At 65.0% G+C, this 16,828-nt stretch carries 17 protein-coding genes, 1 pseudogene and 1 riboswitch; of the genes and pseudogenes, 15 read left to right on the top strand and 3 right to left on the bottom strand.

All coding sequences use genetic code 11. The features are described 5' to 3' along the window. The first annotated feature begins 48 nt into the window (after nucleotides 1-48). On the top strand, nucleotides 49-594 hold the full coding sequence (locus tag H7993_RS05725; protein ID WP_185793749.1) for a C40 family peptidase: 546 nt from the start codon (nucleotides 49-51) through the stop codon (nucleotides 592-594). Between the two features lie 39 nt (nucleotides 595-633). Here the strand turns inward: H7993_RS05725 and H7993_RS05720 are convergent, their stop codons facing one another. Next, complete coding sequence (locus tag H7993_RS05720) at nucleotides 634-1,947, bottom strand: PQQ-dependent sugar dehydrogenase (protein WP_122478909.1); 1,314 nt, start codon at nucleotides 1,945-1,947, stop codon at nucleotides 634-636. A gap of 134 nt (nucleotides 1,948-2,081) precedes the next feature. After that, nucleotides 2,082-2,304, top strand: a riboswitch (cobalamin riboswitch). A 162-nt stretch (nucleotides 2,305-2,466) separates the two neighbouring features. On the opposite strand from H7993_RS05720, the gene cobO reads away from it, so the two are divergent. The 12 genes from cobO (at nucleotide 2,467) to H7993_RS20815 (ending at nucleotide 12,700) form a co-directional block, all read left to right on the top strand. Then, on the top strand, nucleotides 2,467-3,078 hold the full coding sequence (gene cobO, locus H7993_RS05715; protein ID WP_185793748.1) for a cob(I)yrinic acid a,c-diamide adenosyltransferase: 612 nt from the start codon (nucleotides 2,467-2,469) through the stop codon (nucleotides 3,076-3,078). Next, entirely contained in the window at nucleotides 3,075-4,409 is a 1,335-nt protein-coding gene (locus H7993_RS05710; protein WP_185793747.1) for a cobyrinic acid a,c-diamide synthase CobB, read from the top strand. The genes cobO and H7993_RS05710 overlap by 4 nt, the downstream gene beginning before the upstream one ends. Beyond that, nucleotides 4,406-5,053, top strand: a complete 648-nt coding sequence (gene bluB, locus H7993_RS05705) for a 5,6-dimethylbenzimidazole synthase (RefSeq protein ID WP_185793746.1) — start codon at nucleotides 4,406-4,408, stop codon at nucleotides 5,051-5,053. The genes H7993_RS05710 and bluB overlap by 4 nt, the downstream gene beginning before the upstream one ends. Before the next feature lie 11 nt (nucleotides 5,054-5,064). Continuing rightward, complete coding sequence (gene cbiB, locus H7993_RS05700) at nucleotides 5,065-5,958, top strand: adenosylcobinamide-phosphate synthase CbiB (RefSeq protein ID WP_425311992.1); 894 nt, start codon at nucleotides 5,065-5,067, stop codon at nucleotides 5,956-5,958. Continuing rightward, nucleotides 5,951-6,943, top strand: a complete 993-nt coding sequence (gene cobD / locus H7993_RS05695; protein ID WP_185793744.1) for a threonine-phosphate decarboxylase CobD — start codon at nucleotides 5,951-5,953, stop codon at nucleotides 6,941-6,943. Before cbiB ends, cobD begins: the two co-directional genes overlap by 8 nt. After that, entirely contained in the window at nucleotides 6,940-8,406 is a 1,467-nt protein-coding gene (locus H7993_RS05690; RefSeq protein WP_185793743.1) for a cobyric acid synthase, read from the top strand. The genes cobD and H7993_RS05690 overlap by 4 nt, the downstream gene beginning before the upstream one ends. Before the next feature lies 1 nt (nucleotide 8,407). Next, on the top strand, nucleotides 8,408-8,929 hold the full coding sequence (gene cobU / locus H7993_RS05685; protein ID WP_185793742.1) for a bifunctional adenosylcobinamide kinase/adenosylcobinamide-phosphate guanylyltransferase: 522 nt from the start codon (nucleotides 8,408-8,410) through the stop codon (nucleotides 8,927-8,929). Next, entirely contained in the window at nucleotides 8,926-9,981 is a 1,056-nt protein-coding gene (gene cobT / locus H7993_RS05680; protein ID WP_185793741.1) for a nicotinate-nucleotide--dimethylbenzimidazole phosphoribosyltransferase, read from the top strand. Before cobU ends, cobT begins: the two co-directional genes overlap by 4 nt. Continuing rightward, complete coding sequence (cobC, locus tag H7993_RS05675; protein ID WP_185793740.1) at nucleotides 9,978-10,550, top strand: alpha-ribazole phosphatase family protein; 573 nt, start codon at nucleotides 9,978-9,980, stop codon at nucleotides 10,548-10,550. The genes cobT and cobC overlap by 4 nt, the downstream gene beginning before the upstream one ends. Before the next feature lie 2 nt (nucleotides 10,551-10,552). Further along, entirely contained in the window at nucleotides 10,553-11,272 is a 720-nt protein-coding gene (locus H7993_RS05670) for an adenosylcobinamide-GDP ribazoletransferase (RefSeq protein ID WP_185793739.1), read from the top strand. 97 nt (nucleotides 11,273-11,369) lie between these two features. Beyond that, entirely contained in the window at nucleotides 11,370-12,578 is a 1,209-nt protein-coding gene (locus H7993_RS05665) for an MFS transporter (protein WP_185793738.1), read from the top strand. Next, nucleotides 12,575-12,700: a hypothetical protein gene (locus H7993_RS20815; protein ID WP_264382555.1), complete on the top strand. Its 126-nt coding sequence runs from the start codon at nucleotides 12,575-12,577 to the stop codon at nucleotides 12,698-12,700. Before H7993_RS05665 ends, H7993_RS20815 begins: the two co-directional genes overlap by 4 nt. Nucleotides 12,701-12,755: 55 nt before the next feature. Here the strand turns inward: H7993_RS20815 and H7993_RS05660 are convergent, their stop codons facing one another. Continuing rightward, nucleotides 12,756-14,018: an OmpP1/FadL family transporter gene (locus tag H7993_RS05660; protein WP_185793737.1), complete on the bottom strand. Its 1,263-nt coding sequence runs from the start codon at nucleotides 14,016-14,018 to the stop codon at nucleotides 12,756-12,758. A 444-nt stretch (nucleotides 14,019-14,462) separates the two neighbouring features. Beyond that, nucleotides 14,463-14,684, bottom strand: coding sequence for a hypothetical protein (locus H7993_RS05655; RefSeq protein WP_122478886.1), 222 nt, complete (start codon nucleotides 14,682-14,684; stop codon nucleotides 14,463-14,465). A gap of 786 nt (nucleotides 14,685-15,470) precedes the next feature. Here H7993_RS05655 and H7993_RS20905 point away from each other — a divergent pair. Next, nucleotides 15,471-16,247, top strand: a pseudogene (locus H7993_RS20905) (PAS domain-containing protein); the annotation flags it as partial. Further along, nucleotides 16,227-16,778, top strand: coding sequence for a methyl-accepting chemotaxis protein (locus H7993_RS20900; RefSeq protein WP_425311991.1), 552 nt, complete (start codon nucleotides 16,227-16,229; stop codon nucleotides 16,776-16,778). The pseudogene H7993_RS20905 and the gene H7993_RS20900, both read left to right, overlap by 21 nt. The last annotated feature ends 50 nt before the right edge of the window (nucleotides 16,779-16,828 follow it).

Below are 16,828 nucleotides of genomic sequence, written 5' to 3'. Positions count from 1 at the left end.
GTAATGAATCTAGTCTATTACGGCAGTCGGCTCAGGATGGTTCGGTACATGTCTACCCAGGCACGCGTTTTCGTTTCAATCGCATTGGCCGCCGTGCTTGCCGGCTGCGCCAGTGCGCCTCCGGCCAAGGTAGTCAGGCCCAAGGTCATCAACCCGATCGTCATGAACCCCAACAACGACATGGTCGGCGCCGCCGACGACGTCTTGTTTCGGGCCTTGGGATTGGTGGGCACGCCGTACCGCTGGGGAGGCAATACGCCCGACTCCGGGTTCGACTGCAGCGGCCTGATCAGCTTCGTTTATCGCGATGCCGCCGGCATTGCCCTGCCGCGCTCGACGCGGGAAATGATCGTGATGCGCTCGCCGGATGTCGACCAGTCGCACCTGCAGTCCGGGGATCTGGTGTTCTTTGCCACCAGCGGTGGCTCGCAAGTCAGTCACGCCGGTATCTACGTAGGGGAGGGGCGTTTCGTGCATGCCCCGTCGAGCGGCGGCACGGTCAAGCTCGATTATCTGAACAAGCCCTATTGGCAAAAAGCCTATCTCAACGCCAAGCGGGTGCTGCAACCCGGCCAGCTGGCGCGCAATCCGTGACCCGAACGGGGCAAGTGATCTCGCCCCGGCCAGGCTCGATCACTTGGCGGCAGTGACTCGCCAGATCTTGTTGCCCACATCGTCGGCAACCAGCACACCGCCCTTGTGGTCGGGCAGTACCGCAACCGGGCGACCCATGGCTTTCTCGTCGCCATTGAGGAAGCCACTGAGCAGGTCGATGGGCTGGCCGCTCGGCTTGCCGTCCACGAACGGCACGAACACCACCTTGTAGCCGCTGTGCGGCTTGCGATTCCACGATCCATGCTGGCCGATCAGTGCGCCCGTAGTGAAGGGGGCAGGCAATCCGCTGCCGTCGGCGAAACTTAAGCCCAGCGATGCCGTATGCGGCCCGACTGCATAGTCCGGCGCGATGGCCTTGGCCACCAGTTCGGGATTCTGCGGCTCGACGCGTACGTCTACATGCTGCCCGTAATAGCTATAGGGCCAGCCGTAGAAACCGCCATCCTTGACCGAGGTGATGTAATCCGGCACCAGGTCGCTGCCGATCTCGTCGCGCTCGTTGACCGCCGTCCACAACTTGCCGGTTTTGGGTTCCCAGGCCATGCCGTTGGGGTTGCGCAGGCCGGAGGCGAAAATCCGGTGCTGGCCCGTGGCAGCATCCACTTCCCAGATTGCTGCGCGGCCTTGTTCCTGATCCATGCCGTTCTCGCCCACGTTGCTGTTGGAGCCAACGGTGACGTACAGCTTCTTGCCATCTGGGCTGGCGATGACGTTCTTGGTCCAGTGGTGGTTGAGCGTGCCGCCCGGCAGGTCCACCACTTTCTCGCCCGCGCCGCTGATCGAGGTGGCGCCATCGGTGTATTTGAAGCGCAGCAGCTTGTCGGTGTCCGCCACATAGAAATCGTTGCCGACCAGGGTCATGCCGAACGGCGAATTGAGGTTGGCAATGAAGACGGTACGGGTCTCGGCCACGCCATCACCGTCCTTGTCGCGCAGCAGCGAAATCCGGTTGGCGCTGGGCACGCCGGCGCCCGCCCGGCTCATCACCTTCTCCATGACGAAGCCGCGAATACCCTTGCTGTCGTCAGGCTTGGCCGGCGAGTTGGTTTCCGCCACCAGCACGTCACCGTTGGGCAGCACGTAAAGCCAGCGCGGGTGGTCCAGGTCTGCGGCGAATGCGGCCACCTGGGTGCCGGGCGCCGCCGTTGGCTTGCCACCTTCGGGCCAGCCCACCGCCGGTGCGATGTTGACGGTAGGGATCAGGGTCTTGTTGGGCTCGGGCAGCTTGGGCGAGGGGCCCGTCCCGTCGCTGACCTGCAATGACGATGTTTCGCCACAGGCGGCAAGGCCGGCAGCCAGCAGAATCAATGTAGCGAGGCGGGTCTTGTGCATGGTCGGGCTCTCTGAGGTTTTGTTCACAGAAGGTAGAGGCACTGGCGGTTGGCAAGGTTCAACCGCGTTGCCGGTCAGCGGCAGCAGGGGATCAGGTGCTGCGGATCAATTGACGCTCCTGGCTCAACCCTCTAACCTGCGCGGCTGTTCCAGGTGCTCGGCGATCGGACGATCCAGACGAGTGAAACAGGGAAGCCGGTGCGCAGCGTTCGACGCGCCATCCCGGCGCTGCCCCCGCAACGGTAGACGAGTCAAGGCTGCACACGATGCCACTGAAGTGATTCGGGAAGGCGTGCGGCCTGGGTGTGTACAGCCCCGCTCGTGAGCCCGGAGACCGGCCTGGTCCACCTTTACGGCACGCTGCAGGGCCGGCGCTCATTCTCGGGTGTCGTTGCGCCGGGCCGTGCCCTGACCCATGTACTGTCGCGCGGGGAGAGCGGCATTGACGTTCACTGTTCGGCCAGCCGGCCGCGGTGTCGCGTCGATGCTGCCTGCGTGCAGGTGTAGCGGAGAGCCACCATGAACGAAACGACCGAACGCGACGCACGTCACCTGGCGCGCATGCTGCGCAAGAAAGCCGTGATGGACGAACGCATCGCCAATTCTCCCAACGAATGTGGCTTGCTGCTGGTGCTCAGCGGTAACGGCAAGGGCAAGAGCAGTTCGGCGTTCGGCATGCTCGCGCGAGCCATGGGCCACGGCCTGCAGTGCGGCGTGGTGCAGTTCATCAAAGGGCGCAACAGCACCGGCGAGGAAATGTTCTTCCGGCGCTTTCCCGAGCAGGTGCGCTACCACGTGATGGGTGAAGGGTTCACCTGGGAAACTCAGGATCGGCAGCGAGACATCGCGGCGGCCGAGGCTGCCTGGGACGTCTCCAGGCAGCTGATGAGCGATCCGGCCATTGGCCTGGTGGTGCTCGACGAACTCAACATTGCCCTCAAGCATGGTTATCTCGACCTGGACACCGTGCTGCATGATCTGCAGGCACGTCCGCCCATGCAGCATGTGATCGTCACCGGTCGCGGGGCCAAGCCCGAGCTGATCGAACTGGCCGACACAGTCACCGAAATGGGCGTGGTCAAGCATGCGTTCCAGGCCGGCATCCGTGCCCAGAAGGGCATAGAGCTATGACCGAGCCGCGCCAGTGTCCGGCGGTGCTGATCGCCGCCCCGGCCTCCGGGCAGGGTAAGACCACGGTGACTGCCGCCCTGGCGCGCCTGCATCGCAATCAGGGGCGGCGGGTGCGGGTGTTCAAGTGCGGCCCGGACTTTCTCGATCCGATGATCCTCGCTCGCGCCAGCGGCGCGCCTGTCTACCAGTTGGACATGTGGATGGTCGGCGAGCAGGACAGCCGGCGGCTGTTATGGGAAGCGGCGCAGGAAGCCGACATCATCCTCATCGAAGGCGTCATGGGCCTGTTCGACGGCACGCCGTCCAGCGCTGACCTGGCGCGACATTTCGGCGTTCCGGTGCTGGCCGTGATCGATGGCACAGCCATGGCGCAGACGTTCGGCGCTCTTGCCCTGGGCCTGGCCTGTTACCAACCCGACCTGCCGTTCGCCGGCGTCCTGGCCAACCGGGTCGGCACGGTGCGTCACGCGCAACTGCTCGAGGGCAGCCTGACCCAGGGTCTGCGCTGGTACGGCGCGTTGTCCCGGGAAACCGGGATCGAGCTGCCGAGCCGCCATCTGGGGCTGGTCCAGGCCAGCGAGCTCAACGACCTGGATACCCGCCTGGATGCCGCGGCCGCCGCCCTGGCCCAGACCTGCCAGGTGGCCTTGCCGCCTGCGGTCACCTTCGCCGCCCCGGTCGAACGCTCGGTGGCGCGCCTGCTCGATGGCGTGCGCCTTGGTGTGGCCCGCGATGCCGCGTTCGCTTTCGTCTACGACGCCAGTCTGGATATGTTGCGCGACATGGGCGCCGAGCTGGTGTTCTTCTCGCCGTTGCACGACCTGCGGCTGCCGCCATGCGACAGCCTTTACCTGCCTGGTGGCTACCCCGAGCTGCACCATTTGGCGCTGGCCGTCAACGTTTCGATGCTCGACGATATCCGCGCTCACCATGCCGCGGACAAGCCGCTGCTGGCCGAATGTGGCGGCATGCTCTATTTGCTCGACGCACTGACCGACGTCGAAGGGGCCCGCGCGCAACTGCTGGGTCTGCTGCCCGGCGAAGCAGTCATGCAGAAGCGCCTGGCGGCCCTGGCCTTGCAGGCGGTCGAGCTGCCGGAGGGGGTATTGCGCGGGCACACTTATCACCACTCGCTGACCAGTACCGAGCTGCAGCCAATTGCTCGTGGCATCAGCCCCAATGGCGGTCGCGGCGCCGAGGCGGTTTACCGCCAGGGACGGATGACGGCCTCTTACGTGCATTTCTATTTCCCGTCCAATCCAGCGGCGGTGGCCGCACTGTTCGCGCCCGATGATCGCGCGCCTGCAGCCGGGCATCGGGCGGCGTCATGAGCGAGCCCTACAGCGACAGCGAGCGCGCCGCCATCTACCGAGTGATCGCCGAACGCCGCGACATGCGTCACTTCGCCGGCGGCAGCGTCCCTCCGGAGCTGCTTGCGCGGTTGCTGGCGGCCGCCCACCAGGGGCCCAGCGTCGGCCTGATGCAGCCCTGGCGATTCATCCGCATCAGCGACGCGGGCGTGCGCGGTCGCATCCAGGCGTTGGTCGAGCAAGAGCGACTGCGCACCGCACACGCCATGGGCGAGCGTTCGGACCAGTTCATGCAGCTCAAGGTCGAAGGGATCGCGGACTGCGCCGAGGTGCTGGTGGCGGCGCTGATGGACGATCGCGAGCGCCATGTGTTCGGCCGCCGGACCTTGCCGGAAATGGACCTGGCCTCGGTGTCCTGCGCCATCCAGAACCTGTGGCTGGCGGCGCGCGCCGAGGGTTTGGGCATGGGTTGGGTGTCGCTGTTCGATCCCCATGCACTGGCCGAGGTACTGGGCATGCCCGCTGGAGCCAAGCCGGTGGCGGTACTGTGCCTGGGGCCGGTCGAAGGCTTCTACGATGCGCCGATGCTGGAACTTCAAGGCTGGGCTGCCCCCCAGCCGCTCGAACACATGCTGTACGAAAACCAATGGGGAAAATCGTTGTGAGCATTGCGTTGATGACGGCGGCCGGGGTGGCGCTCGATGCCCTGTTGGGCGAGCCGCGCAGGCACCATCCGCTGGTTGCCTTCGGCCGTCTGGCCAACCGGATCGAAGCACGTTTCAACCGTGCCGGACGTGGCTGGCGCAGCCACGGTGTCACCGCCTGGTTCCTGGCCGTGTTGCCCCTGACCCTGTTGGCGACATTGCTGTCCTGGCTGCCGCTGGTCGGCTGGCTGGTGGAGATTGGCGCGCTGTACCTGGCGCTGGGCATGCGCAGCCTGGGGGAGCACGTGATGCCCGTGGCCCAGGCCCTGCGCAGCGACGACCTGGCCAGCGCTCGTCAGCGTGTCGGCTATCTGGTGAGCCGGCAGACCGATGAGCTGGACGCCGAAGCAGTGGCCCGGGCCGGCACCGAATCGGTGCTGGAAAACGGCAGTGATGCGGTGTTCGCGGCGATCTTCTGGTTCGTCGTGGCCGGCGCGCCCGGGGTTGTCCTGTATCGCTTGAGCAACACGCTGGACGCCATGTGGGGCTACCGCAACGAACGCTTCGAGCGTTTCGGTTGGGCGGCGGCGCGGATCGACGACGTGCTCAACTACATCCCGGCGCGCCTGGTTGCGCTCACCTATGCCGTGCTGGGCAAGACCCGCCTGGCCTTGCGCTGCTGGCGCCGGCAGGCACCGCAGTGGGACAGCCCCAACGCAGGCCCGGTGATGGCGGCAGGGGCCGGCGCATTGGGCGTGCAGCTGGGCGGTCCGGCTATCTATCACGGCGAGCTGCATCAGCGGGCCGTGCTGGGCGAGGGTGCGCCGGCCGATGCCGACAGCATCGAGCGCGGCTGGAACCTGGTCCAGCGCGGCGTGTGGCTGTGGCTGTTGGTGCTGTGTCTGGGAGGCTTGCTCGATGCTTGAACACGGAGGGCGCTTGCGCCAGGCGGTGCTCGAATACGGTATCGCCGAAGACGACTGGGTCGACCTGTCCACCGGTATTGCGCCATGGGCTTTCCCCCTGCCCGAGATCACAGCGCGCGCCTGGGCGCGGCTGCCGGAAAACGAAGACGGCCTGGAAGACGCCGCGCGCAGCTACTACGGCTTCGCGCACGTGCTGCCGGTGCCGGGCTCGCAAGCGGCCATTCAGACACTGCCACGCCTTCGTCGCAGTGGTCGGGTAGGGGTGCTGTCGCCGTGCTACGCCGAACATGCCGAGGGCTGGCGACAAGCGGGGCATGTGGTACGCGAAATCAGCGAAGACGAGGTCGAGCACTTCATCGACAGTCTCGACGTGCTGGTCGTCGTTAACCCGAACAACCCCACTGGCCGGCTGTTGTCCGCCGACTGCCTGCTGGCCTGGAATGCGCGTCTGAACAGCCGGGGCGGCTGGCTGGTGGTCGATGAAGCGTTCATGGACAACACCCCGCGTGCCGGTCTGGCTCGCTACGGCGTACAACCTGGGTTGATCGTGCTGCGCTCGTTCGGCAAGTTCTTCGGGCTGGCGGGTGTACGGCTGGGCTTCGTCCTCGGCGAGCCGCGCCTGCTGCGCTTGCTGGCCGACCTGATCGGCCCTTGGGCAGTGAGCGGACCGACACGCCAGCTGGGGCAGGCCTGCCTGCTCGACCAGCCGTCGCAGCAGGCGCAGATCGCCCGCTGCGCCGCCGCCAGCGAGCGCCTTGCCCAATGCTTGCGGCGCCACGACCTGGCGCCACAGGGCGGCTGCGCACTGTTCCAGTCGGTGGCGTACGAAGGGGCCGAGCGCCTGCAGGATTTCCTCGCCCGTCGCGGCATCCTCGTGCGGCTGTTCAAGCAGGACAGCCGCCTGCGCTTCGGCCTGCCTGCCCGCGAGGGCGACTGGGCACAACTCGAATCCGCCCTGGGCGAGTATCGCAAGGAGCATGCATGAGCACATTGATGGTTCAGGGCACCACGTCCGATGCCGGGAAAAGCACGCTGGTCACCGCGCTGTGCCGCTGGCTGACCCGTCAGGGCGTGGCGGTGGTGCCGTTCAAACCGCAGAACATGGCGCTCAACAGTGCGGTGACTGCCGACGGCGGCGAGATCGGTCGCGCCCAGGCGGTGCAGGCCCAGGCCGCGTACCTGCAGCCGAACACCGACATGAACCCGGTGTTGCTCAAGCCCAACAGCGACACCGGTGCCCAGGTGATCATCCATGGGCGCGCCGTGACCAGCATGAACGCCGTCGCGTATCACGACTACAAGGCCATCGCCATGCAGGCGGTACTGGCTTCGCACCAACGGCTGAGCGCAAGCTACCCGGTGGTGGTGGTCGAAGGCGCCGGGTCGCCAGCGGAGATCAACCTGCGCGCCGGCGACATCGCCAACATGGGCTTCGCCGAGGCGGTGGACTGCCCGGTGCTGCTGATCGCCGACATCAACCGCGGCGGTGTATTCGCCCATCTGGTTGGTACCCTGGAACTGCTTTCGCCGACTGAACAGGCGCGGGTTCAGGGCTTCATCATCAATCGCTTTCGCGGCGACATCGCCTTGCTCCAGCCAGGCCTGGATTGGCTGGAGGCCCGTACCGGCAAGCCGGTGATCGGTGTGCTGCCGTATGTCATGGACCTGCACCTGGAGGCCGAAGACGGCCTGGATCGGCGTCAGTCAAGCAAGGCCGACAAGGTGCTCAAGGTGATCGTGCCGGTCTTGCCGCGCATCAGCAACCACACCGATTTCGACCCGCTGCGCCTGCACCCGCAGGTCGACCTGCAGTTCATCGGCGTGGGCGATGACATCCCCCCGGCCGACCTGATCATCCTGCCCGGCTCGAAGAGCGTGCGTGCCGACCTGGCCCACCTGCGTGCCCAGGGCTGGGAACAAGCGATCTCCCGCCATTTGCGTTATGGCGGCAAAGTGCTGGGCATCTGCGGCGGGCTGCAGATGCTCGGCACGCGCATCGACGACCCGCTGGGCCTCGAAGGCGCAGCCGGTTCCAGTACGGGGCTGGGCCTGCTGGAGTTCACCACCGAACTGCAGGCGCAAAAGCAGCTGCGCAACGTGACCGGCCAGTTGACCCTTGAACAGGCCGCCGTCAGCGGCTACGAGATCCATGCCGGGGTGACCACCGGGGCGGCGCTGGATCATCCGGCGGTGCAATTGAGCGACGGTCGCCGCGATGGCGCGATCAGCGCCGACGGGCAGATTCTGGGCACCTACCTGCACGGCTTGTTCGAAGCGCCGCAGTCATCGGTGGCATTGCTGCGCTGGGCGGGGCTGGCCGACGTGCAGTCGGTGGATTACCACGCGTTGCGCGAGGCCGACATCGAGCGCCTGGCCGACCTGGTCGAGCAGCACCTGGACACCGCGCGCCTGCGCGAGCTGTGCGGCTTGCCTGGGGGAGGTGCCTGACATGCTGCAACTGATCCTCGGCGGTGCCCGCTCCGGCAAGAGCCGCCTGGCCGAACGGCTGGCCACCGACAGCCAGCTGCACGTCGTATACATTGCTACCAGTCAGCCGGTGGATGGCGAGCTTGACCAGCGGGTGGCCTTGCACCGCGAGCGCCGTCCCGATCATTGGGGGCTGGTGGAAGAGCCACTTGCTTTGGCCGACGTGCTGCGTGCTCAAGCGCGCAGCGATCGCTGCCTGTTGGTTGACTGCCTGACCCTGTGGCTGACCAATCTGCTCATGCTCGACGAGCCCGAGCGCTTGAAGGCAGAGCGTCAAGCTCTGCTGGAAACACTGCCTGGCCTGCCGGGACACATCCTCTTCGTCAGCAACGAAACCGGCCTGGGCGTCGTGCCGCTGGGTGAACTGACCCGCCGCTACGTCGACGAGGCGGGCCTGCTGCACCAGGCCCTGGCCGAACGCTGCGAGCGAGTGGTGTTCACCGTGGCCGGCCTTCCCATGGTATTGAAAGGACCTGCGTTATGAACTCAGCCTGGTGGCTGCACACTGCCCGTGCCGCCGATGCCCGCATTCATCGCGAGGCGCTGGAGCGTCAGCAGCAGTTGACCAAGCCGGCCGGCTCGCTCGGCGCGCTGGAACAGGTGGCCGTGCAACTGGCCGCATTGCAAGGGCGGCTCAAGCCCTCGGTCGAGCAGGTCTGGATCTCGGTGTTCGCTGCCGACCACGGCATCGTCGCCGAGGGCGTCTCGCCCTATCCGCAGGAAGTCACTGCGCAAATGGTGCACAACTTCGTCAACGGCGGTGCGGCCATCAGCGTATTGGCCCGCCGCCTGCAGGCACGCCTGGAAGTGGTGGACCTCGGTACCGCGACGCCGCTGGGCGATCTGCCTGGCGTACAGCATGTGCGGATCGCTGCCGGTACGCGCAGTTTCATCGACGCGCCGGCGATGAGTTTCGAGCAGGGCACGCAGGCACTGCAGGCCGGTCGCGACAGCGTGCTGCGGGCGAAAGCCAGCGGCACCGAGCTGTTCATCGGCGGTGAGATGGGCATCGGCAACACCACGTCTGCCACCGCGCTGGCCTGCGCCTCGCTGGCGTGCGCCGTGGTCGATCTGGCCGGGCCGGGCACCGGTCTGGACGCCGCTGGCGTGACCCACAAGGTGCAGGTCATCGAGCGCGCCTTGAAGGCCCATGCCGGGCTGCCCGACGAACCACTGCAGCGCCTGTTCTGCTACGGTGGCTTCGAGGTTGCCGCGCTGGTCGGCGCCTACCTGGCCTGTGCCCAGGAGGGCATCGTGGCGCTGGTGGATGGTTTCATCTGCAGTGTCGCGGCGCTGTTGGCGGTGCAGTTGAACCCGTCCATCCGGCCTTGGCTGCTGTTCGCTCACAACGGCGCCGAACCCGGCCATCGCCATGTCCTGGCAGCCCTCGAGGCGCAACCGTTGCTGCAACTGGGCTTGCGCCTGGGCGAAGGCAGTGGCGCCGCCTTGGCCGTGCCGCTGTTGCGCCTGGCGTGCGACCTCCACGGGCAGATGGCGACCTTCGCCGAAGCGGCTGTCGCGGACCGTCCGGCATGATCTTGCACCTGGATCTGCTGCGCCATGGCGAAACCGAGATCGGCGGGTTTCGCGGCAGCCTCGATGACGCCCTGACCGAGCGCGGTTGGGCCCAACTGCACGCGGCGGTTGCCGACCGTTCCGGTTGGGACCGCATCGTCAGCTCACCGCTGCAGCGATGCGCACGCTTCGCCGAGGTGCTGGCCGAACAGCGCGGTCTGCCGCTGAGCTTCGAAGGCGGTCTTCAGGAGCTGCATTTCGGCGCCTGGGAAGGCCTGAGTGCGGCGCAATTGATGCAGACCGACGAAGCCGGCCTGGGTCTGTTCTGGAACGACCCCTACGCCTTCACGCCACCCGACGGCGAGCCCATGCTGGATTTTTCCGCGCGCATCCATGCCGCGTTGCGCAGGTTGCACCTGCAATATCCGGGCGAGCGGTTGCTGCTGGTGGTGCACGGCGGGGTCATGCGCCTGTTGCTGGCCGAAGCACGCGCCCTGCCACGCGAACAGCTGCTCCAAGTCGAGGTCGGACACGCTGCCTTGTTCAGTGTGGTGATGGCAGCCGACGGCAGCCTGAGCGAGCCGTCCTGAGCATGCTGCCGTTCTGGATCGCCTTGCAGTTTCTCAGCAGCTTGCCGGTGCGCCTGCCCGGTATGCCCAGCCCGCAGGATTCGGGTCGCTCGCTGTTGTTCTATCCGGCGGTGGGGCTGCTGTTCGGCGTGCTCTTGTGGGCCGCCAGTGCGCTGCTCGCCGGAACGCCAGTGCTTCTGCACGCCGCCCTGTTGCTGACATTGTGGGTGGTGCTCAGCGGTGGCCTGCACCTGGACGGTCTGGCGGACAGTGCCGATGCCTGGCTGGGCGGATTCGGCGACCGCGAACGCACCTTGCTGATCATGAAGGACCCACGCAGCGGTCCCATGGCCGTGGTGACGCTGATGTTGGTGCTGCTGCTCAAGTTCTGTGCGCTGCTGGCCTTGCTCGAGCAGGGCCAGCAGGCCGCGCTGATGCTGGCCCCGATACTGGGGCGGGCCGCCATGCTCGGCCTGTTCATGACCACGCCCTACGTGCGCGCTGGCGGGCTGGGCCAGGCCCTGGCCGACCACCTGCCGCGTCGTGCCGGCGCCTGGTTGCTGGCAGGCGTGGCACTGGTCAGCCTGGCGTTCTGCGGGGTTTGGATCAGCCTGCTGGTGCTGGCTGGCTTCGTGGCGCTGCGACGCCAGATGATCAAGCGTTTGGGCGGCACCACCGGTGACACCGCCGGCGCCATGCTCGAGTTGCTCGAACTGTTGCTGCTGCTGGGCGCTGCGCTGTAGAACCTGCCTGGCAGATGGTTGCATGCGGCGCTGCCTGTCGGCGATGAACAGGCATACAATCGAGCTGCCTGTCCCCTCATGCCCGGAGCACACAATAATGACATCGGTATGGCGTACCAGCGGCTGGGTCCTGCTCGGCGCAGCCCTGATCCTTGCCCTGTCCCTGGGCATTCGCCACGGCTTCGGGCTGTTCCTGGCGCCCATGAGTGCGGAGTTCGGCTGGGGCAGGGGCGTATTCGCGCTGGCCATCGCGCTGCAGAACCTGATCTGGGGCCTGGCCCAACCCTTTGCCGGCGCCCTGGCGGATCGCTTCGGCGCCGGGCGGGTGGTTGCGGTGGGTGGTGTGCTCTACGCGGTCGGCCTTGGCTGCATGGGGCTGGCCAACTCCGAGTTGAGCCTGAGCCTCAGCGCTGGCCTGCTGATCGGCCTGGGGCTCTCCGGTACGTCGTTCTCGGTGATTCTGGGCGTGGTCGGGCGAGCCCTGCCCGCTGAACACCGCAGCATGGGCATGGGGATCGCCAGCGCTGCCGGCTCGTTCGGGCAATTCGCGATGCTGCCCGGCACGCTCGGCCTTATCAGTTGGCTGGGCTGGTCGACGGCCTTGCTGGTGATGGGCGTACTGGTGGCGTTCATCGTCCCCCTGGTACGCATGCTCAAGGACCGGCCACTGCCAGCCCAGGCCCACGATCAGAGCCTTGGCCAGGCGCTGCGTGAGGCGTGCGGCCATTCAGGGTTCTGGCTGCTGGCGCTGGGCTTCTTCGTGTGTGGTTTCCAGGTGGTATTCATCGGTGTGCACCTGCCGTCCTACCTCGTCGACCAGCACCTCCCGGCAAGCGTCGGCACCACGGTCCTGGCGCTGATCGGGCTGTTCAACATCTTCGGCACCTACATCGCCGGCTGGCTGGGTGGGCGCATGTCCAAGCCGCGACTGCTGACCGCCTTGTACCTGATGCGCGCCGTGGTGATCGTGCTGTTCCTGTGGTTCCCGGTCACTACCGTCAGCGCCTGCCTGTTCGGCATGGCGATGGGGCTGCTCTGGTTATCCACCGTTCCCTTGACCAACGGTACCGTCGCAACGCTGTTTGGCGTGCGCAACCTGTCGATGCTCGGTGGCATCGTGTTTCTCTTCCACCAGCTGGGCGCGTTTCTGGGAGGCTGGCTGGGCGGCCTGGTGTACGACCAGACCGGCAGCTATGACCTGGTCTGGCAGCTGTCGATTGCGTTGAGCCTGCTCGCCGGTGCGCTCAACTGGCCGGTGCGCGAACGCCCCGTTGCCCGGCTGCAGGCGCAGGGAGCGAGCGCATGAGCAGACTCCGCAGCGTGCAACTCGCCATGGCATGCGCACTGGCGGCGCTGCTGGGGCTGGCGTGGTGGGGCTGGCAGCAGGGCGGACTGGCCCTGCTGCAAATGAACATGAGCCTGTGCTGACGTCACACATGAAAAAGCCCCGAACCGGTCGGGGCTTTTCGTATTACCTGATCGATCAGAAGCGGTAGGTCACTGAAGTACCGAAGCCATGTGCGCTGTTCTCGTACTTGGCCTGGTAGGCACCCTTGGTGGCGCTGACCAGGTTGATCTTCGTGTCTTCTTCCTTCAGGTAGGAATAGGCGAAGTCGAAGGTCAGGTCGTCCGTCGGGCTCCAGCCAGCACCCAGGCTGAGGATGGCGCGGTCGCCCGTCGGGATGCGTGGCGAACGGTTGGTGTTGTTGGTCGGCGACTGGTCAACCGAAAAGCCCGTGCGCAGCGTCCACTGTTTGTTCAGTTTGTAGGCGGCGCCCACGGCATGAGACCAGGTGTCGTGCCAGTTCTGTTCTTCGGTGATGGTGCCGATCGACGAGCGCAGCGCGGCAGGCACGCCTTCGTTCTCGACCGAGATTTCCTTCAGGCGGCTCCAACGGGTCCAGGTGCTGCCTGCGTACAGGGTCCAGTCCTGGTTGAGTTCGTGGGTGACCGAGAAGTCCACCGACTCAGGCGTGTCGATGTCCAGCGATGCATCGTACTTGCTGCCGTTGAACGGCCCGAACCCCGAACCTTCGACCTTGGTATGGCCGTCCAGCTTGTACTTGACCTTGGAGTGGTAGGTCAGGCCCACGCGGGTATCGTCAGTGGCCTGAACGAGCACGCCGACGTTGAAGCCCACGGCGGTATCGTCGCCCTTGATCTTGACTTCGCCGTCGTTGCGGCCTGGCGTCGCGCGGTTCAGCGCGGCCGACGTCAGCTCGCCTTCAAGGCGGTTGAAGGTCGGACCGAAGCCGATCGACACGCGCTCGTTGAAGGCATAGCTGACGGTAGGCTGCAGCGTGACGACCGCCACATGGCTCTTGTCGCCCCAGTAGCGGCCGGCAAAACCGCTTTCATAGTCGGTGACCAGACCGAAAGGCGCGTACAGACCGAAACCGACGGTCCAGTTGTCATCCAGTGGTTTGACGTAGTAGCCCATCGGGACGCCAACGAACGGGACCATGTCGCCGTCGTTGCTGCCGCCGAAGGTTCCACGGCCGCTGATGTCGGTCTTGGCGACGATGGCCGCAGCGCCGACGCTGACCTGTTCACGTTTGATGCGGGACATGCCGGCAGGGTTGCCATAGACAGTGCTGGCGTCCTCGGCGGACGACGAGCGACCGGCGAAGCCGGTACCCATGCCGCTGATGCTTTGTTCATTGAGGGCGAAGCCGGCAGCGAAAAGCTGGCTGGATGCCAGGGTGACAGCGAAGCCGAGAGTGGTCTTGAGCATTGGTCTTTTCATTGTTTTAACTCTAGGGGGGCACTGAGGCGCAAGCTACCAACATTTTCACTGCAACGCTATAGCCTGAAACACTCTGGCTAGAGCGGTTTTGTAGGACAATCCGACCAGAATTTACGGGCGCCCGAATGCAGCTTCCAGGGGCCGCGTATGCGCCACGCCTGTGCCATGGGCGCACGCCGGTGCCTGGTAGATTCCACGCAGCTGTCTAGCTCGGGCAAGACGGGGTCATTGGCGTGCAGAAAAATGACGTCAGATTTTCGATCGCGAGTCAGTGGGCGACGCGCGGTGGTCCTTCGGCCGGACTGGCGAACTGTAATGTGCGTTTACAGTTGCATGCATCGACAGCATGCCAAGGCCTGCGCCTCCCCCAAATCGCGGGCATGAAAAAGCCCCGACGGGTCGAGGCTTTTCTATACATCACATCGTGGTGCATCGCTGCAGCGATCAGGCAACCAGGGCCTGACGCGTACGGTCGATCACGGCCTGCAGCGGTTCGGCACTGGAGTACTGTTCCGGATACAAGCGTTCGCTGTGACGGGCGATACCGTGCTCATTGACGATGGTGAAGCTGAAGCAGCCTTTGCGCGCGGCCATGATCAGGCAGTTCATCGGAGCGAAGGCGTGGGTGAGGGTGCGGATGGCATCCTGGGTCTGGATATGAGTCATGTTGTTGTATGTTCCTGCAATGGTCACGACTTGGAGCCGTGATCGATAAAAACGTTCCAGTAGCGCGGGCCTTTGGGCCGGGCGAAGAACCTGTCTGGAACAAGACAGCCAGTGAACAGCGCTTTATCGTTTTGGCTGTTGGGCTGACTGGTAGGTACTTAGGAGGGCAGGCAACATTCCGGGCTAAGGTTCGGGGCCCTGGATGCAGATCCTGATCAATCGTAGGTTGGTCGGGGCAGAGTAATTCGCTTGATGCCGGACTTGTTCGCAAGTCGGGGAGCGTTACCTGGAGACCATCATGTTGGTCGAGCCCGTGTGAACAGGGTGGTCGACCTGAATTGACTTTCAGCTTGGTACTAACGGGTCGAAGACTATCGCATCGGCTATGAGAAGCGCAAGCGATATTCCGAAAAAATACCTTATTGCTACCTTGAAGACGCAAACGAAGACCCGGTCACTGCAAGTGCAAGAAAACGTGTCTGTCCGGTCTGATCGTGCCTCGTCGATCATGGCTACTCGGTATGACTCACGCAAGTCAATGAAAAAAAACGTCTTTTCGAGTTGGTGAAAAAATCGACAGTTTGACTTCAGGCCCCATTCCATATGGGTTTGCGAGGGGCAGGGGGGGGTTGTCCACTGACTTATCCACAGCTTCTGTGGATTGTCCCAAGGACGCGCTCTGGCACGGGGTTGGTCGGGTCCGAAAGGGCAGACATCTGTCACCTGGGGCTAAACCCTCGGCCATTGCCGCCGATAACACGACCATGACCCTGATGCCGGTGCCTTATGTTCAACAACAAACTCAAGCAGCAACTCAGCGCCCAAGCCGACGAACTGGTGGAATTGCGTCAACTGGTAGCCGGCATGACCCACGAGATGCTCAGCCTGGACATCGACGCATCGCTGCGCATCATCGCCTGCAACGACTTGTTTGCGACCACTTTGGGCTATACCGAAGCCCAGCTGGTTGGCAGGCTGATGACCGAATTGGTCCCCACCTACGTGACCAAACTGCCGTGCTACAACAACTTTCGTGCGGCGGTGGCAGCGGGCACTTCGGTGTCGGACAACTATCGCTACCTCAGGGCGGACGGCAGCCTGGTCTGGGTCAATGCGCACTGGAAGCCCATCCGCAATGCGGCAGGTGTGCTGATGCACATCAAGTGCTTTGCCACCGATGTCACCAAGAGCATGGAGAAAGCAGCGGAGAACGCTTCGTTCATCGACGCCTTGCTGCGCTCCACGGCGGTCATCGAGTTCGATTTGAAAGGCACCGTGCTGTCGGCCAACGACCAGTTCATGCGCGGCATGGGCTATACCCTGGCGCAGGTGCAGGGCAAGCATCACCGCATGTTCTGCCACAGCGAAGAAACCAGTTCGCCGAGCTACACCGAATTCTGGGCAAACCTGAATCGCGGTGAGTTCGTCGCCGGGCGCTTCAAGCGCCTCGACAGCATGGGCCGCACCATCTGGCTCGAGGCGACCTACAACCCCGTCTACGACACCGAAGGCAAGCTCTACAAGGTGGTCAAGTTCGCTACCGTGGTCACCGAGCAGGTCGAGCGCGAGGCCGAGGTCAATCAGGCGGCGCAGACCGCCTATGAAATCTCGCGCAGCACCGACATCAGCGCCCAGCGTGGCGCGGTGGTAGTGACCGATACCGTGCAGACCATGCGCAAGATCGCCGACGACATGCAGTCCGCGTCCAGCGGTGTGGAAGCGCTGGGCAAGCAATCGCTGCTGATCAGCTCGATCATCCAGACCATCAGCAGCATCGCCCAACAGACCAACCTGCTGGCGCTGAACGCCGCCATCGAAGCGGCCCGCGCCGGCGAACAGGGGCGCGGGTTCGCCGTGGTGGCCGACGAAGTCCGGCAACTGGCGGGCCGGACCAGCACCGCCACCGACGAGATCGCCGCCGTGGTGCAGCAGAACCAGGCACTGGTCGACGGCACCGTGCGCGACATGGCCAACAGCAGGCAGCAGGCCGAGCAGGGCGTACAACTGGCCGGTCAGGCCGGTGACGTGATCGTCGAGATCCAGGACGGGGCGAAGAAAGTGGTGGAGGCGGTGGCGCGTTTCACCAACCTCTGACGGCCTGTACGGCACCTTCGTAGCGGTTGTATTAGAATGGGCCACGTTCA

It is taken from the genome of Pseudomonas baltica (assembly GCF_014235765.1).
GTDB classification, from domain to species: domain Bacteria; phylum Pseudomonadota; class Gammaproteobacteria; order Pseudomonadales; family Pseudomonadaceae; genus Aquipseudomonas; species Aquipseudomonas baltica.
Note: the sequence above shows the minus strand (reverse complement) of the source record. Positions and strands in the feature narration are given on the sequence as shown.